General features: G+C 51.9%; 12 protein-coding genes. 9 read left to right on the top strand and 3 right to left on the bottom strand.

The window, feature by feature from the left end; genetic code table 11:
* The first annotated feature begins 169 nt into the window (after positions 1-169).
* Positions 170-937 (top strand): isocitrate lyase/PEP mutase family protein, encoded by a 768-nt coding sequence (locus ABRS97_RS09715; RefSeq protein ID WP_367813282.1) that lies wholly within the window; start codon positions 170-172, stop codon positions 935-937.
* A 536-nt stretch (positions 938-1,473) separates the two neighbouring features.
* Here the strand turns inward: ABRS97_RS09715 and ABRS97_RS09710 are convergent.
* Positions 1,474-3,597 carry a DUF2264 domain-containing protein gene (locus ABRS97_RS09710; protein ID WP_367813280.1) on the bottom strand — a complete coding sequence of 708 codons (2,124 nt, stop codon included), beginning with the start codon at positions 3,595-3,597 and terminating at the stop codon, positions 1,474-1,476.
* Positions 3,598-3,793: 196 nt separating this feature from the next.
* Between ABRS97_RS09710 and ABRS97_RS09705 the strand changes: the two genes are divergently transcribed.
* The 8 genes from ABRS97_RS09705 to ABRS97_RS09670 all read left to right on the top strand — a co-directional run bounded on the left by ABRS97_RS09705 (position 3,794) and on the right by ABRS97_RS09670 (position 15,104).
* Positions 3,794-4,726 carry a carbohydrate ABC transporter permease gene (locus ABRS97_RS09705; protein WP_367813278.1) on the top strand — a complete coding sequence of 311 codons (933 nt, stop codon included), beginning with the start codon at positions 3,794-3,796 and terminating at the stop codon, positions 4,724-4,726.
* Between the two features lie 17 nt (positions 4,727-4,743).
* Entirely contained in the window at positions 4,744-5,577 is an 834-nt protein-coding gene (locus ABRS97_RS09700) for a carbohydrate ABC transporter permease (protein ID WP_367813276.1), read from the top strand.
* A gap of 510 nt (positions 5,578-6,087) precedes the next feature.
* Positions 6,088-7,899: a cache domain-containing sensor histidine kinase gene (locus ABRS97_RS09695; RefSeq protein WP_367813274.1), complete on the top strand. Its 1,812-nt coding sequence runs from the start codon at positions 6,088-6,090 to the stop codon at positions 7,897-7,899.
* Entirely contained in the window at positions 7,892-9,526 is a 1,635-nt protein-coding gene (locus ABRS97_RS09690) for a response regulator transcription factor (protein WP_367813272.1), read from the top strand. The genes ABRS97_RS09695 and ABRS97_RS09690 overlap by 8 nt, the downstream gene beginning before the upstream one ends.
* 112 nt (positions 9,527-9,638) lie before the next feature.
* Positions 9,639-11,018, top strand: a complete 1,380-nt coding sequence (locus ABRS97_RS09685) for an ABC transporter substrate-binding protein (protein ID WP_367813270.1) — start codon at positions 9,639-9,641, stop codon at positions 11,016-11,018.
* Positions 11,019-11,169: 151 nt separating this feature from the next.
* Entirely contained in the window at positions 11,170-13,032 is a 1,863-nt protein-coding gene (locus ABRS97_RS09680; RefSeq protein ID WP_367813268.1) for a heparinase II/III family protein, read from the top strand.
* Between the two features lie 21 nt (positions 13,033-13,053).
* Positions 13,054-14,181 (top strand): glycoside hydrolase family 88 protein, encoded by a 1,128-nt coding sequence (locus tag ABRS97_RS09675; protein ID WP_367813266.1) that lies wholly within the window; start codon positions 13,054-13,056, stop codon positions 14,179-14,181.
* A 347-nt stretch (positions 14,182-14,528) separates the two neighbouring features.
* The gene (locus ABRS97_RS09670) at positions 14,529-15,104 is read left to right on the top strand and encodes a 50S ribosomal protein L25 (protein ID WP_367813264.1); all 576 of its coding nucleotides are present in this window, start codon (positions 14,529-14,531) and stop codon (positions 15,102-15,104) included.
* 517 nt (positions 15,105-15,621) lie between these two features.
* On the opposite strand, the gene ABRS97_RS09665 is transcribed toward ABRS97_RS09670, so the two are convergent.
* Together ABRS97_RS09665 and ABRS97_RS09660 are read right to left on the bottom strand one after the other, a co-directional pair.
* Positions 15,622-15,984: a hypothetical protein gene (locus tag ABRS97_RS09665; protein ID WP_367813262.1), complete on the bottom strand. Its 363-nt coding sequence runs from the start codon at positions 15,982-15,984 to the stop codon at positions 15,622-15,624.
* A complete protein-coding gene (locus tag ABRS97_RS09660) occupies positions 15,963-16,976 on the bottom strand; it encodes an extracellular solute-binding protein (protein WP_367813260.1) in 1,014 nt (337 codons plus the stop codon). Before ABRS97_RS09660 ends, ABRS97_RS09665 begins: the two co-directional genes overlap by 22 nt.
* Positions 16,977-17,631 lie beyond the last annotated feature (655 nt).

The following is a 17,631-nucleotide window of genomic DNA, read 5'->3' as shown; positions in this document are numbered from 1 at the left end:
TTCAGTTGCGCAAATTGTTGATTTTTGAAGGATCAACGCAGGCTTCATCTACTACAGGAGTACGGCAGGATACTTCAATAATAATCATTATTTACCAATTAATTAAATGGCTTTTCAGGTAAGATGAGCCATACATAATGAATTTTTCAGTTTAAGGAGGCGTGCTGGCATGAACAAATTGAAGGCGTTTAACTCGCTGCATGAATCAGGCGGGATTTTATTGTTGGGGAATGCATGGGACTTGTTCTCCGCGCTGTCTCTCGTGAATGCCGGATTCAAAGCAATCGGCACAACCAGTTGGGGAATAGCGAAAAGTTTGGGATATGCTGATGGTGAAATGATGGATTTTGACAGACAGCTCAGTGTTATAAAAACGATCGTGGAACATGTTCAAGTTCCCGTTACTGCAGACATTGAATCAGGCTATGGGAAGGATGACGAAACCATTGTCGGGAATGTGTTAAAGCTTGCTGATCTGGGGGTAGCCGGCATCAATATCGAGGATTCTTATAAGCATCAAGAGGGGCTCAAACCATGGAGTCATCAATGTGAGCTTTTAACGAAAATGAGGACGGAGTTAGAGAAGAACGGTTATAAAGATTTTTACATAAACGCAAGGACGGATACTTATTTGCAAAATAAAGATCCGCTGCAAGAAACGATCACTAGAGCGAAAGCTTATGTGGAGAGCGGAGCAAGCGGGATTTTTGTTCCTGGATTAAAGGATGACGCCGAAATCAAGATGATCGTATCCGAAACGGCGGCGCCTCTAAATGTGATGTCGATGCCTGGGCTTACTAGCTGCAAGAAGCTGAAAGAGCTTGGAGTCAGAAGGTTAAGTCTTGGGGGCGCGTTGTACCGTAAGCTCAATACGCTTTTGGAAAATTGTGCGGCTCACATTTATGAGTCCCAGGATACGTCGGTGCTATTTGAATGATAAGAAATGGATAGAGATTCAGATGCTTTCTGAATTCTATCCATTTTTTATTTACTTCACCGAACCATTGGATTCTTTGAAAGACGTGATCATGAGTGGGCTAGCGGGACTACGGTGCGTTATGGCTAGTCATATCGGCTTGAATGGGCGTTTCGCGGAACTACATTACGCTATGCATCAGAAATTTGGAGTTTCACGCTAGCAATTACCTGTTTAACGCATCATAGTTCCTCGTCATGGTAAAAAAATAGGGAATTTAAAGGGATAACGCATCGTAGTTCCGTCGTTATAGCTTAGCGATAGCCCGTGATGGAAAAAGAGAAGTGGAAGGTAACTCAAAGTAGAACGAAGAGGGGATGGGACTGGGGTGGAGAAGCGTTCGCGCCCGCATTTAAAGTCGTGTTCGCACCACCTTGTGCATGCAAGGAACACGGCTTTAACAACGGTCAGAACCCCAGTCTCAAATCCACTCCCCATGCGCCTACACATGGTTTATACCAAGGATGCCGCGAGGCGTTCTTCTTAACACGCTATGACTAAGAGCGAAGTGCGTGGCGGAACACGGGCTCCCCGCCCGCGTTCACATACACGAGCAGCTCCCCTTGGCGGACTTCCGCATAAGGGGCTGCTGCCCACCCGCCGGCCGCTTCGCGGCTAGCCGGCGCTCCGTAAACCCCGCTGACCAGCCACGCGACGCCTGGTTGAATGGACGTGCGCACGGTGGGGATCACCGTGCGCGGATGCATCAAGTTCGTGTTGGCGTTCGGCTGTACCAGCTCGGCCACGCCTCCACCGAACAGACTGGCAACCCCGCTGGCGCCCAGCGCGTTGACGGCCAAGAGGCTGCGCTCCGTCCGCTCGGTCTCCAGCGGTCCGGTCGACTGCCGGCCGCTGTCCGTGCCCAGCGCGAAGCCGCCCTCAGCGGCGTCCAAAACCCGCGCGGTCTCAATGCGGTGAACCCGCACGTGCCACGGCGTGCCGACGAGCAGCCACGTCTGCACATCCACGTCGGCCCACGGTTTCCACCGTGCATAGACGACGCCATCCTCGATCCGCGATTCGACGCAGGAGCGTTTCACGCGGTACAGGTTGTCGCCTTCGCTTAAGGCGAGCATCGAATCGAAGGCGCCCTGGGCGAGCCCCCATTCGGCCCGCGGCACGCTGAAGCCGAAATGAGTGGAATAGACGAACTTCTCATACTTCGCAGAAGTGTGGGTATGCTCGTTCGTCCCCATGTGCCCGGAGTTGAAAGCGAGCACATGCGGTGGGGTGCCGCTTGGGCTCTTACCGCCGTCGCCGTACCCGCTCGCGCTAACGCCCATAGCGCCGTCGCCGTACCCGCTCGCGCTAACGTCCATAGCGCCGTCGTCGCACCCACTCGCACTAACGCCTATAGCGCTGTACCCGCCCCCACCAACGCTCTTACCGCCCATACCGCCCCCGCCGGCACTTAGACGCTTGTCTCCATCGTCTCCGCCGTCGCGCCCACCGGCGATCCCGCCCTTGCCGCCTTGCCTGTTCTCCCTCACGGACCGGCAAAAAACCAAGTGCGGCGCCCGTTGCACCGCCACCGCTTCCAGCTGAGGCAGCGGCAATTCCTCCGCTGCCCAGAAGGGATGCTCGTCCGGCAGCGCCAGGACGAGGAAGGTCTTCATCGCCCAATAGGGGGATCCGGGCGCGTTGTAATTCTCGGCCATGACCAGATTCGGGTAGGCATACCCGATGGTCAGTACGCCGTCGGCTTGGAAGATCGGCTGCGCGAACCACCAGCGCAAGTTGCGCAATATAATCCCCTTCATCACGCCAAGCGGGAATGGCCCTACACCAGCGAAGACAAGAGCGCTCCAAAACGCGGACTGCGAGAAGCGATACGCCAAGCTTCGGCCATAAGGCAGCGCGCTGCCGTCTTCCGCGAACCAGTGGATGAATTGCCGGGCGAACTGGGCGGCCCTATTTTTATAGAGCGCGGAACGTTCCGGATCTTCATCCTCCATGAGCACGGCGTAAACCAGGCTATAGTAATGAATGGCGAATGGCACGTAGTAATCGCTATGACCGCCCACCCCATCGGTATACCAGCCATCTCCCAGATAGAATCGTTCTACTTCGATTAAAATCTCTTCCATCAGCTCGCGGCTATAGGGAAGGCCAGCTCCCTTGAAGCCGAGCTGCACCATCACGCGGAAGAACAGCCAGTTGCAATCGTACAGCTTGTGATCGTTGATTTGGCTGAGCCAAGCCACCAGACGTTGAAGCTCCTGCTCACTCAACTTTTCCTTCAACTTGCCGGGCACCAGTGCCAAAGTTAAACCGAAAGCGGCCATCTCTACCAGCCGCTGATCGTAGTCACTTACCTGCCCCCAATATTCTTCATGAGCAGGGTCAGTTCCGTGCCGGATGCCCTCTACATAGATATCCCATAAATCGCTCTCTCCACCGCCTGCGAGCAGCGGGGAAAGTCCCCAGAGAATCCGCGAGAAGCCCTCGAATCCGGCAACTTCATCCGTATAACTAGTTCCGGTTTGTCCCATATAAAGTCGGGCAGAGCCCTTGCTGTAATGCGGTTTCAGCGGCACCGTCAGCTCGTCGAATGCGCGGCGTAAATCTTCTTTGGCATGAATCGGGTTGCGGGTAATCGGCAGTTCCCATCCTTTTGTCATTATGAACCCCTCCATGTTGAAAATAGGTTATGAAATCGATTATACGGAAAGCCTGGGAGGATGTATCACGTTTTAGCCAAGTGGTCAAAATAGGAGACGGAAAAATCAAAATAACGTTATGGTTGCCTCGCATGATTTCTCTATAATGAGTCCATACAAGCTGCACAAACATCATGCCGAGAGGTGAACATAGACCATGCGTACAACAACTGAAGTGCTCGCACAACCGAAGGCTCGACATAGAAAAGGCGCATTACGCCGACAAGAAAGCTTAGCAGGATTCCTATTTGTTTCTCCGATGTTAATCGGGGTGACGATACTGACGCTGCTGCCGATCATCGCTACATTCGTGCTAAGTTTTGCCGACTGGAATTTCGTTGCAGGCCTGAAAGGGCTAAAGTGGATAGGCGTGGATAACTTCACCAAGCTTTTCGGCGACGAAGTGTTCATCAAATCGCTTTCAAACAACTTGATTTTCCTCATTACTGTGCCTGTTTACATGTTGATTTCACTCGTTTTAGCGATTCTCATTAATAAGCATGTGTATTGGAAAGGTTTTTTCAAAGTCGCTTATTTCATGCCGTATATTTCAAGCACAGTGGCCGTAGCCATCGTATGGATGGTGTTATTCCACCCGTCAGCAGGGCCGGTTAACCAATTCCTCATGTCGATCGGCATTCAAAACCCGCCAAAATGGCTGGCTGATCCGTCTTTCGCGCTAACGTCTGTCATGATGATTTCCGTTTGGGTGTCCATCGGTTTCAATCTCATCATCTATATGGCGGCTCTGCAATCGATTCCCAAAGACCTCTATGAAGCCGCTGAGATCGACGGCGCTAGCCCGTGGGTTCGTTTTAGCAAGATTACGTTTCCGCTGCTGTCGCCAACTTCCTTCTTCTTACTCGTAACAGGCATTATTTCAACGTTCAAGGTGTTCGAGCTGATTGCGGTTACAACATCTGGGGGGCCGCTTAATTCGACGAGCATGATCGTTTGGAACCTATACGATACGGCTTTCATTAATCTTCGCGTCGGTTATGCATCTTCCATGGCGGTTGTCCTGTTTGCGATGGTTATGATCATTACCGCGCTGCAATGGCTCGGCCAGAAAAAATGGGTTAACTACTGAGAAAGGGGACTACACAAATGAAAGAACCATTACAATTATCCAAGCTGATTACCACCATCGTCCTGTTCATCATTTCGTTGTTATTCCTTTTGCCCTTTTTCTGGATGCTGTCGACATCCTTCAAAGTGGAAGCGGATGTGTTCAAGTTCCCAATTGAATGGGTTCCGACGCATTGGAATGCCATTGCCAACTATAAAACAGTCTGGTTCGGGAAAGCGGCGTTCTATCTCTACTATTTGAACTCGATTAAAGTTGCCGTCATTACAACGTTCATCTCTTGTGTGGTTTCGGCGCTTGCCGCTTATGGCTTTTCCAAAATTGATTTTCCGGCTGGAAAATGGCTGTTCATGATCGTTCTTGCCACTTACATGGTGCCTAGCCAAGCGATTCTGATTCCTCAGTTCATTTTGTACCGCAATATCGGCTTGTTCGACAGCCACATGGGTCTTGTGCTTCTCGGCTGTTTCAGCGTCCTCGGGACGTTCATGCTGCGCCAATTTTTCATGGGGATTCATAATGAATTCATCGAATCGGCGAAAATGGATGGCGCAGGCCACTGGACGATTTTCTGGAAAATCGCGTTCCCGTTGGTGCGCCCAGCCGTAGCGACTTATGCGATCCTGCGGTTCATCTGGACCTGGAATGACTACCAAAACCCGCTTATCTTCTTGCGGACGGATAAATTGTTCACCATCCCGCTGGCGATGCAGAAATTCGCGTCGCTCAACGGCGAGTACTACTCTCTTATTATGGCTGGTGCGGTTTCCGCGATTGTGCCGCTCTTGATCATCTTCCTGATCGGTCAGAAGAGCATAATTGAAGGCATTGCCACAGGCGGGGTAAAAGGATAAAGTTCACCGGACCATTGGATTCTTTGAAAGACGTTATCATGAGCGGGCTAGCGGAACTACAGTGCGTTATGGCTAGTCATATCGGCTTAAATGGGCATTTCGCGGAACTGCAGTACGCTATGCATCAGAAATGAGGAGTTTCACGCTAGCAATTACCTGTTTAACGCATCATAGTTCCCCGTCACTGGTAAAAAAACAGGAAATTTAAAGAATAACGCACTGTAGTTCCACCGTTACAGCTGCGCGGTAACCCGTGATGGGAAAGAGAAGTGGCAGGCGGCTTAAAGTACAACAGAAGAGGGATGGGACTGGGGGGAGAAGCGTTAACGCCCGTATTTGAAATCGTCTTATTACCCTAGATGCTTATATTTCTGGGTAAACGCACTCATCCTGGAAGGACGGCGTAGCCGTTTATCCTTGGCGGCGAACATCGTATATAATGAAAAGAGGGGAAGAATTGTTTCTTCCTCTTTTGCCTTTCATTTCACGTGCAAAGGGGCTGCTGGCCTGGTGATTGCCAAATTCTCGATGAAATCTTTTCGCGGTAAGCTGACCGCCGCCTCAGTCGTCTGCATTTTACTGCCGGCCTTGGTTACGCTGCTCGTATATAACTATTTAACGCGCGACGCCGTCAAGGATCAAGCGGTCTCCAATGCGCAGCAAACGCTTCAGCTTGTTGACGATCATGTGACCAATACGCTGAAACATATGATTTACCTGATGAATTATATCCAAGTGGATCAGTCGGGCATTAGCTCGACGTTCAAGCAATTCATCTCCGGGGACTGGGGCACAATTAATCCTGTTTATGAGGAATTCAAAGCACGCGCCGATATTTTGACGAAAATTGAGAGTGCGACAGCAGCGGGGGAACCCAGCTATTTAACGGTGATTTTGAAAAATGGCACCTATTTCATGAATTACCGCAAGGATGACGACTATGACCCATCGCTCTTGATAGCGAAGCCATGGATTTCGAAAGTGCAGGAGATTCAGGGGCTTGATTCGTATTGGGTGGGGATTACGCCGACGGATTTCCGGAGGGATAAGGATGCGAGTCCTTACCAAATCACAGCGCTGAGGCAGCTGGACGGCCGCAACGGAGTGGTTGTGGTGACAATCATGGAACGGCAGATCGGCGACTATTTCCGGGAAATCGAAGCCGTGCAAGGACAAGAGGTGATGCTGCTTGATGAGCATGACCGCATCTTGTCTCATGCCGATGTTAGCCGAATTGGCTCAAGCTTTCCTTATCTGAATAAAGTCGATAATAACGACAATATTGTCCGAATTGATGGTGAGGATTATCTCATTTCCAAACGGGATATTAAGACAAACGGCTGGAAGCTCGTTTCCTTAATTCCTTACCATGCAGCGGTCTCCAATATCAATTCGATCTTCGAAAATGTGTTTATGTTCCAGCTGATCTCTTTCATTTTATTTTTCATAGCGCTTATGCTATTCATTCGCACCTTTACGAAACCGCTGGTGAAGCTGGGCAAAGTCGCAACGTCGGTGCAAAAGGGGGAGCTGCATTTGCGTAGCATGATCCGCGGTCAGGATGAGATCGGCCGTCTCGGGAAATCGTTCGATCAGATGCTTGACCGGATCTCTGAGATGATTAGCGAAGTGACGCGAACGCATGCGCGCAAGCGCAAGGCGGAGCTGGACATGCTTCAGGCGCAGATTAATCCGCATTTTCTGTTCAATGTGCTGAATTCCATCCGCATGAAGGTGCTGGGCAAAGGGGATCGGGAGAGCGCGGAAATGATCGCGTCCTTGTCGAAGCTGCTTCGCATGACCATTCAAGATAAAGGCAGCATTCCTCTGCACGATGAGGTGGACATTGTAATCGACTATGTGAAGCTGATGAATATGCGGCAAAAAGAGAAAGTGCATCTGGAGATCGATATCGACAGCGATGTTTTTCTGGAGCAAGTGCCGCGGTTTTTCCTGCAGCCTCTGATTGAGAATGCGCTCATTCATGGGCTCAGTCAACAAGCGGGGACGATTCGCTTGGAAGCGCACAGAGAATGGGATGACATCTGTATTCGCGTGCAAGACAGCGGGCAAGGCATGGATGCGGAGACGTTGAAGCGGATTCGCAGCAAGCTGTCTATGTTTACAGATGAGATGCTGCTGACGGAGCCTGAGAGGAAGAAAGGGTTCTCCTCCATCGGACTCCAGAACGTAAATGAACGGATGCGGATGACCTTCGGCGATGCGTTTCGCATGGAGGTCGACAGCGAACAGGGAGTAGGGACTACGATTACCTTATATATCCCGAAGCAAGGACAGCAGGAGGTGCATGAAGATGTATAAAGTGATGCTCGTGGACGATGATTACCCGGTGCTGGAGCTGTTGTCCAGCGCTATCGACTGGCATAAGCTCGGTATGGAAGTAACCGGGTTATATGAAAACGGCGCAGTCGCGCTTGAAGCCGCGAATAGCGAGATGCCGGATATCGTGGTAACGGATATCGGGATGCCACGGATGAATGGGTTGGAGCTCATTCGGGAGCTCAAGGAGAAGCAGCCGCGGCTTCGCGTCGCGATCCTATCCTGCCATAATGAATTCCATTTCGCGCAGCAGGCGATGAAGCTGAATGTACAGGACTATCTCTTGAAGGATACGCTGGACCCTGACGATTTGCAGAAGCTGCTGCAGCAGTTCAAGCTAAGCCTTGATGAGGAGAACAACTTGCAAGAGCGGCAAAACCATCTCCGCCAGTTGGTCGACCGCAATCGCGAGCATCACAAGGAAAGCTTCCTGCGGGCAACGATTCATGAGCCGCTTCTCAGCGAAAGCACTTGGATGAAGGAAGCGGAATCGTTCGGCCTCGGGTTCGCGGGCCGCAGCTGCTTGCCCGTTGCCTGCTACATTGACAGTCAGCGGCTGGCGAGACAGCGCTTTGTCAGCGACGATGTGCTGCGCTTTGCGCTCAACAACATCACGGAGGAAGTGCTGAGCAGTGAGGAGCCGGAGGCGGTACATTTTGCCTATGACGTACTGCGCTCGTTCATCTTCATCCCTTCGGTCAGCGGGATCAAGACGAATCCCTACGACAGAGCGCTTCCGCTGTTGGTGAAGCTGCAAACGATGGTCGAGAAGACGCTGAAAATCCGCCTTTCGTTCATGTTAGGTACAATTTGTACCACACCTACTGACATTAAGCACGAGTTGAACGAGATTTTTAGCGCCTATGGACAGCGCTTCTATATGAAAGCGAAGGCGATTGAGAAGAAAGAATCTGTCATTTATTCGCAGAAGGATTTGTTCGCCGTCTACGATGAAGCGGTAACCGCGCTGCGCGAAATGCTGATCGAGAGCAATCCAGGCAAGGTGCAAATGATGGTGAGCTATTGGATCTCCTATCTGAGGGAGAATCGTTTCCCGCCGGAGACAGTTAAGGACTGGATTCTGAAGCTTGTGCTGGATTTGAAGCTGAAGCTGAAGAGCATGCAGCTGTTCCGCAATCATTTTTCCGTCGAAATCCTGCATAGAGAACTGCTCGAAATGGATACGCTGGGAGAGATGGGCGAGTGGATGGTCTATTTCTTCACGTCTTTCTTTGTCGTGGCCGAAGAGGTGAAGGTGTTGAGCAAGCGGCCGGAAGTGCTGGATGCCTGCCAATATGTTTCGCTCCATTTGAACCGGAAAATTTCTTTGGATGAAGTGGCGGAGCAGCTCTTTTTGAATCCCAGCTATTTCAGCCGTTTGTTTAAAAAAGAGACGGGCGAAACATTCATTGAATACGTATCCCGAATGAAGGTCGGCAGGGCCAAGGAGCTGCTGGATCAGACGAATATGTCAGTTGCGAAAATCTGCGAATCGCTCGGTTACGACAATCACAGCTATTTTATCAAAATGTTCAAAACCGTCGCCGGTGTCACACCGCTTGAGTATCGGGGCTCTTCGGAATCGAAGGAGCAACGCGCCCAAAAGTAAAAATAACGTGGATAGTAGTCAATATCGCGTCATCCTTTCGTTTCAGCCCCTTGCTATAATGGGGTTGTTAATAAAGAAAGCGCTTCAGACTACACAAATCGGAGGGGCATATATGAAAAGAAGACTACTTACTGGACTTGTTTGCGGTGCTGTCACTATCGGACTCTTGGCTGGCTGCGGGGGTACGAAGCCTGAAGCAACACCAGCGGCAACGGCAGGCGGCGCGGCTGCATCCAAAGATCCGGTTACAATCAAGTTCCATGCATACGGCAGTGAAGCCCAACAGAACTGGAGCAAGATTATTGACGGCTTCCAAACGAAGTATCCGAACGTCAAAGTGGATCTGGTTAATCTGAGCGAAAAAGGCGACACGCAGGAATACTCGAAAAAGCTCGATCTTTCCGCAGCATCCGGTGAAGACATGGACGTTATGATGTTCAGTGAAGCTGGCATGTACTCACAACGTGTCGCGCTTGGCATGGTAGCCCCTCTGGACGATTTCATCACGAAAGAAGGCTTCAAAGAAAGCGAAGAATATAAAGTGGATACCCAATTGAACGGCAAATACTATGCGCTTCCTGGTAAGTTCAATCCGTGGTACGTCATTTTGAATAAAGATCATCTGAAAGAAGCAGGTCTTGAAGTGCCGAAAGAGTGGACTTGGGACCAATTCCAGGACTATGCGAAGAAGCTGACCAAAGGTGATGGCGCGACCAAACGTTACGGTACCTACTTCCATGGTCCTCAAGGCGGCGGCTGGTTGGAGTTCGCTCGTCTGCTGATGGCGAACCAAGCTGATGGCGCAGACTACTTGAAAACGGACGGTACGTCCAATCTGACGAGCCCGCTCTTCAAAAAATCGATCGAAATGCGTTACAACATGGAGAAAGTGGACAAATCCTCCACGCCATACACGGATATGATTTCCCAGAAATTGAACTACCGTCCGCAGTTCTTCAACCAAAGCGCAAGTATGGTCGTCATCGGCAGCTGGATGAACTCCGAGATCGGCGGAACCGAGCAGTACCCGCTTAACTTCAATGTAGCTGTAGCTCCATTCCCTAAAAACAGCGCATCCGACCAAGGCGGCTATTCCATGGTAACTACTGACTTCTACGCGGTTGCAGCGAAATCGAAACATCCGCAAGAAGCGTACAATTTCGTTCGCTACCTGACTACAGACGGCATGCTTGTACAAGGCAAGTATGTACCATCATGGAGCAAAGTGAAGAACGATCAACTGACAACGATCGTAGATACGATTCTTAAGGGCACCAAAAACCCTGAGAAAGTAGACAAAGACTCTCTGATCGCTGTGCTTACGAATGCGAAAGCATCCAAGCTGGTGCCACCGACTCCTTACCAAGCGGACGTGTATAAAGTCATCAACGAAGAGTATGAGAAATTGATTCTGGGCAAGGAAGACCTCGATACAATGGTTAAAAATGCCCAAGACCGTACGCAAAAGCTCATTGACGGCAGCAAAAAATAAATAAGCAAACGAATATAGGGAGAACTCCGGTTCTCTCTATTTCTCCATTTGAAGAGAAAGCAGGAACGTTCATGATTAACAGCAAATTTCCTGCGATTTGGTATGGCGGTGACACGGCCAAATCGACAATAGAACTTGAGGGATGAATGCGATGAGCAGATTAACTGATTTGAAGGATATGCTCTCTGAGGTGAAAAGAAGCCCCTCTCAGTTGGTGTTCGGAGAGACAACTTCGGCACAAATGCGAGATAGGCTGCTCCAGTCGGCAGTTAGTCTGCCGCTCATTGAGGAGATTCGTAAGGACGCCGAGCTGTTGCTGGCGGAAGATATCCCCGGACTGACGTTTGCAAGCTTCCGCCTTTATGCCGATACGGGCAATCGGAGCGAGTACGAGCGCATCTACTTCCGCAGAAGAAAGCGGCTGACCACCTTTGGCCTCATGGCTTGGCTCGAGCCGCAGCATGAAGGCTATGCGAATGCGCTGCAGGAAGCCATCTGGGCTATCCTGGATGAGTATACCTGGTGCTTGCCCGCTCATATTTTGCACGGGCCGGAGATGGCGGTCGCGGATAGCGAAGCATCGCTATGGCCAGTTTCCGACAGCAGGCTGACCGTGGACCTGTTCAGTGCGGAGACGGCCTTCGCGCTGAGCGAAATCGCGGCGCTTCATGGCGAAGCGCTGCCTCCACTGCTGCGCGGCCGCATCCGCGAGGAAACGCTGCGCCGCGTGCTGCGGCCCTTCGTAACGCAGCCTCCCTTCGACTGGGAGACAGCGACGCACAACTGGGCCTCCGTCTGCGGCGGTTCGATTGCCTGTGCAGCGATTTATCTGCTGCAGGGTGAGGACGAGCTCGCAGCTGTGCTGGAGCGCGCGCTTCCCGCGCTGGAGTCGTACCTGCGAGGCTTCGAGGACGATGGGGCATGTACCGAAGGCTACATGTACTGGCAGTACGGTTTCGGCTACTTCGCGTATGCCGCGGATTTGATCAAACGGCGCACGGGCGGTGCAGCGGATCTGTTTGCGCAGGAGAAGGTTCGGCAGATCGCTTTATTCCAGCAGAAATGCTTCATGGCTGGCAGACGGATCGTCAACTTCTCGGATGCGAGCAGCGAAGCGGGCATTTTCATGGGATTAAGCGCCTACCTCAGAAGCTTATATCCCGAGATGGAAATGCCGGAAGCCGCGCTGCGGGCGGGCTTCAGCGATGATCACTGCCACCGTTGGGCGCCGGCCTGGCGCAATCTGCTGTGGCTAAGCGAGGATGGGGAGCAGGGAGCGGGCTGGAAAACCGCCACCTACTGCTTGCCGGACGCGCAGTGGCTGGTATCCCGGCAAGTGCGCGCCGAAGGCAGCTATGTGTTTGCCGCTAAGGGCGGGCATAACGATGAGCCGCATAATCATAATGACATCGGGCAATTCATTCTCTATGCGGGCGGCGAGTCGCTGCTCACGGATCTGGGCAGCGGGCAGTACACGCGGGATTATTTTGGCGATGGACGCTATGATATCCTGTGTAACGGATCGCAGGGGCACTCGGTGCCAATCATTAATGGTGGCTACCAAAGAGTAGGTGGAACTGCACGTGCGCAGCTTATTGCGTATAGCCAGACAGATGAACAGGATATGTTTCATATTGAGTTTGCCAGCGCATATGAGGTTGAGACACTTGATAGCTTGCAAAGGCAGTTCGTTTGGGGCAAAGTAGGTCGTCCATCACTTGAACTTATAGATACGTTTCAATTCAAGGAATCGCCTAGCGCCATCTGTGAGCGAATGATGAGCTGGTTTCGGCCTGAATGTGCAGAGGATGGGCGCATTCGCATTCAAGGCAGCAAGTCAGGAGACCAGCTTTACATTGCTTACGATCAGGAAATGGTGGATTGGGACTTCGAGTCGCTGGTTCACCACGACCATTACGGCAAGCATGTTCCATGTTTTGCTATTCATTTTACCGTTAAGCAGGGTGCGCTTCGTAAGGAATTGGCGCTTTCATTTACGTTTTCATTTGAATAAAAAGGATAGGGAGTGGCAGATATGACTTTAGAAAAAGACTGGGCACAGGCAGCGTGGAACAAATCTGTTGCCAAAATTGGCAGAACCAGCAAGCGAATCAGAGATGGCTTCCCGCATGCGAGCGTGGGCGGCGAATACAAGCTGGAGCCGGCTTATTGGTGGACGGCGGGCTTCTGGCCGGGCCTGTTGTGGCTCGTGTACCGCGACACGAAGGATGAGCAGCTGAAGCTGCTGGCGGAGTCCTGCGAGCAGCAGCTCGATCAGGTCATCGCTGATTACTACAAGCTGGACCACGATATCGGCTTCATGTGGACGTTAACGAGCGTAGCCCGCTATAAGCTGCTTGGCGAGGAAGACTCGAAGCGCCGCGGCCTGCTCGCGGCGAATCTGCTGGCTGCGCGGTTCAACGTGCAGGGCAGCTATATCCGCGCCTGGAACCCTTGGCGCGAGGGCGAGGACAATGCCGGCTGGGCCATCATCGATTGTATGATGAACCTGCCGCTGCTCCACTGGGCCTCCAAGGTCACCGGAGACCCGCGTTACAAGGAAATCGCCGTGCGGCACGCGAATATGGCGGTGGAGCACTTCATCCGTCCGGATGGCTCCGTGAACCATATCGTGATCTTCGATCCGCACACCGGCGAGAAGCTCGCAGTGAACGGCGGTCAGGGCTTCGCCCCCGACTCCGCCTGGTCGCGCGGCACGGCGTGGGCGATCTACGGCATGAGCCTAAGCTATCATCACACGGGTGATGAGCAGTATCTGCATGCCGCTAAGCGCGCAGCGCATTTCTTCATGGCCCATTTGCCGGACGACTTCGTCCCGCATTGGGATTTCCGTCTGCCGGATGACATTACGGCATACCGCGATTCCTCCGCAGGCGCTTGCGCCGCCTGTGGCCTGCTGCTGCTGGCCGAGCAGGTGGGCGGCCAGGAAGCGGCGCTCTACCGCCAGGCGGGAGAGCGGATTCTGCACTCGCTCTATACGAATTACGGCGCATGGGACTCGGAGAGCGAGGAAGGTTTGATTCTTCACGGCACGAGCCACTATCCGGAGGGCAAGAATATCGACGTTCCGCTGATTTACGGCGACTATTATTTCGTAGAAGGCCTGTCCCGTTTGTTGGGGCATGGCGAGCTTTTTTGGTAGGCAACCATCAGTAAACCACACTTCAACAACCCATCGCTATGATCCGATGGGTTGTTTTTTTGATCCTCTTTGTAACAGGCCATGTAAACAGCTTAAATCCTTTGATTTTAGACAACAAGTACGGCGTGGTTTGTTCGCAGGGGGATATCCGGACGCACAGGCAGAATAGCAGGCCATTTCGTGGATTGTGCAGCCGTCTTTGGGCTAGTCAGAGTGGTAAAATAATGAGGACGAAAGTCACGCCAGGGAGAACACCTCCATATGGATTTACTCCAAATCATGAAGAAGGAAGTGAAAGCTCAGGTCTGGCGAGAGGTGTTCACCCTGACCAAGGGGAGGACATAACGATGAAAAAGATGAACTTGCAAGCTGAAATCCGCACGGACTTTAACGGCTCTGCCATTCGTCATTTGCGGAAGGATCGTAAAGTTCCCGCTGTCGTCTACGGCAAAATGACATCGCCGATCCCGATTGCACTGGATGAAAAAGACGTGCAAAAGGTGCTGCGCAATCCGAATGCCCTGATTGAACTGGAGTCGCACGGCGCATTCAAAAAGCTGGTTGTTCTGCAAGCTGTCCAACGGAATTCTTTTCACGATCAGATTCTGGCTGTAGACTTCCATCAAGTCGATCTGCACGAACGGGTGAAAGCGCACATCCGCATTGAACCGGTTGCAGCTCCAGACGGTAAAATGATCCCGTATCAAATGTTTTTACATGAGATTCAAGTAGACTGTTTGCCGGATCAAATACCGGAGTCAATCCCACTCGATCTGATTCCGGTCCGCGATGGGAACGCCATTATTGTTAAAGATTTGTCTATTCCCGAGGGTGTGAACGTGCATACGCGCGCAGATGAGGTCGTCGCTGCCCCGTTCCATATCCGAATTGAAGAAGCAACGGAAACCGAAAGTGTGGAATAGTTGTAGCCGTAGCTAAAGCTTAGCCATGGTGATGAAATTATGTTGACCGCAACAGGCTGTTGTTCACGTAGACCAAGCTACGTTGGGCGGCAGTCTTTTTCGTGCTATCTCAACCAGCGGCCGCCTTATTCCAGCACCTCGCGTCACTGGCCTGACTCAGCAGCAGCAGCTCGTGCCGCTGACTAGCGGTGCTTCTACCGCCAACGGGAGTAATCCCACTTCCCGCATCGTCCGACACGCTCCTGAACAGCAAAAAAGGAAACCGAAGGTTCCCTTTTCAGCTTGGTGTTGTGCTTTTATGTACGCTTCGATTGACCAGTACCCGCTGTCGACCACCAAAATACGGGTTGTACCGGATGACTTTGAGGAACCTGAGTACGCTATTTGGTTCTATTTCATCTAGATTAGCTAACTTGCGGAACGTCAGTTCGCTATTATGGATAAATTACGGTTTATTGACTCACATTCAGCTAAATAACGTACCGTAGTTCCCTCCTGGGGTTCCAAATAAGGTAATTCAGAAAATAGCGCATCGTAGTTCCGCTTTTCCAACTGCTGGCCATTCGCTCATATTCTCATATTTCGAAGCAAGCGATACTTTGATCGCGTTGAGGTCGGAACTATTCACATTTGTAATCAGATAGCCGATCAGGGGCGTGCCGTCTGAATTTCCCGGTTTCATTATGGCTGTAAAATAATCGCCGACGATGCCTTTGGCGGCTTCAGTAAGATCATTCTGTACCCCTGGAAGGGATATGCCTGTTCTTTCCTCAAGCGCTAGACTGGATTCGGAATTGAAGCTGTTGGCGCTAACAAAAGTAAATCTATGGCTTGTCATCACGATGAAGAAGAGAGGCTTTATTCCAACGCCGCCCGCCACTGGCTCAGCAACTGCTCGCGATGCTGCGCGGCGAGATCAAATCGATACGTGGCGAGCAGGTTTTCCAGCTTGACCGGTGTGAGCAGCGCGTTCACGGGGATATCCGGCGCTACAGGAAACGAGAAAGCCGTGTTCATGTAGTCCGTCTGCACCTCGCGGGACAGCATGAAATCGACGAACTGCTTCGCCGCCGCTGTGTTGTTGCCGCCCTTCAAGATCGAAACGGCGCCGATCTCCCAGCCGGCTTGCGGCGGAATCAGCGAAGAGATGTTGTAGCCCGAGTTCTTGAAGCGCAGTTGGTCGCCGAGGAAGGAGACGACCGTCGCGACTTCGCCTTCGGCCAGTCGCTGCGCGCTCGTAATGCCGGCGAACGTAGTCGAGGCGCTTTGCTTCTTCAGCGCCTGCATCAGACCGATCGCCTGTGTCTCGCCCCGCTGCTGAGCCAGCGAAGCGAGCAGCGTATACCCCGTCCCCGAGGTAACTGGATCGGGGATTTCGATCTTGCCCTTGAGCTCCGGGCGCAATAAATCCTCGTACTGCTGCGGCATCGGCATAGCCGCCAGTTGAGGATCCTGCCGCCAGACGGTTTGGTTTACGCCAATGGCGAGCGCGCCCATGTACATGCCCGTCCAATACCCTTCGCCGTCCTTGTATTTGGCGGGAATGCCGGAGGCGGCCGGGGACAGGTAGCGAAGGGACTTGCTCTTGGTCTTGAGCTGCTCATGCAGATCGGCCGGGCCGCCGAGTACAACATCGATGCCGGTTTTGCCCAGGGTCAGCAGGTGATAGCTGGCTTCTCCACTGGACATCCGGATGAGTTCATACGGCTGATCCGTCTTTTTCTTGAACGTTTCCAGCAATATTCGGCCCTCATCCTCCTGGAAGACGACATATACCTTGAGTGGCTGGTTGCTTTTCTTTTCCCCAAACAATTGTAAACCAAGGAAGACTAATGCAACCATCGTCAGCGCAAGCAATCCCTTTTTCCACATCGTCCGACACCCTCCTGAACAGCCAAAAAAGGAAACCCAAGTTTCCCTTTTCAGCAAGCTGCTAAATTCAATTATGTTTTTCTTTCGGTAAGCGTATGGATTTGACAATGCCAAGAGTTAGTTCCAGTAGCTGATTGCTGGTCAAAATGCCAACTAGCCACTATAATCCGATGGTTGAATCGGATAGTCAATAGCACTAGTAAGTGCTGCCTGAGGACTGAAGGGAACTTGAGTGCGTTATTCTGCTCTAGTCCACTTAAATAGAGCGACTTGCGGAACTACGGTTCGCTATTTCGGGGATTTCACTCTGAAAATCACGAGAAATCTCTCAATAGCGCATCCTAGTTCCGTTCAGCTCACGATTTGGCGTGATCAGCCAGTAATAGCGCACTGCAGTTCCTCCAGTTCCCTGGAGAGGGCAACTTTGCGAGCAGCCGTTAGACTTAGATACGTGGGTGCGCTCCAATGGTAGAAGCAAATCGCTGTGTGTCATCGTACCGCACTGCATCGCCTTGCACCACACTGCATCACTTTGCACCGCACTGCACCGCATCGCATCCCACCGCCTACCATCTCCCAAGCGTCGCATGGCATCACTTATCAGCGTGCATCAACGTTACAACTTCCGAAGTTCGAAGTCCAAGCAGCGTCGTCG

The organism is Paenibacillus tabacirhizosphaerae, from assembly GCF_040812395.1.
Taxonomy (GTDB): domain Bacteria; phylum Bacillota; class Bacilli; order Paenibacillales; family NBRC-103111; genus Paenibacillus_E.
Note: the sequence above shows the minus strand (reverse complement) of the source record. Positions and strands in the feature narration are given on the sequence as shown.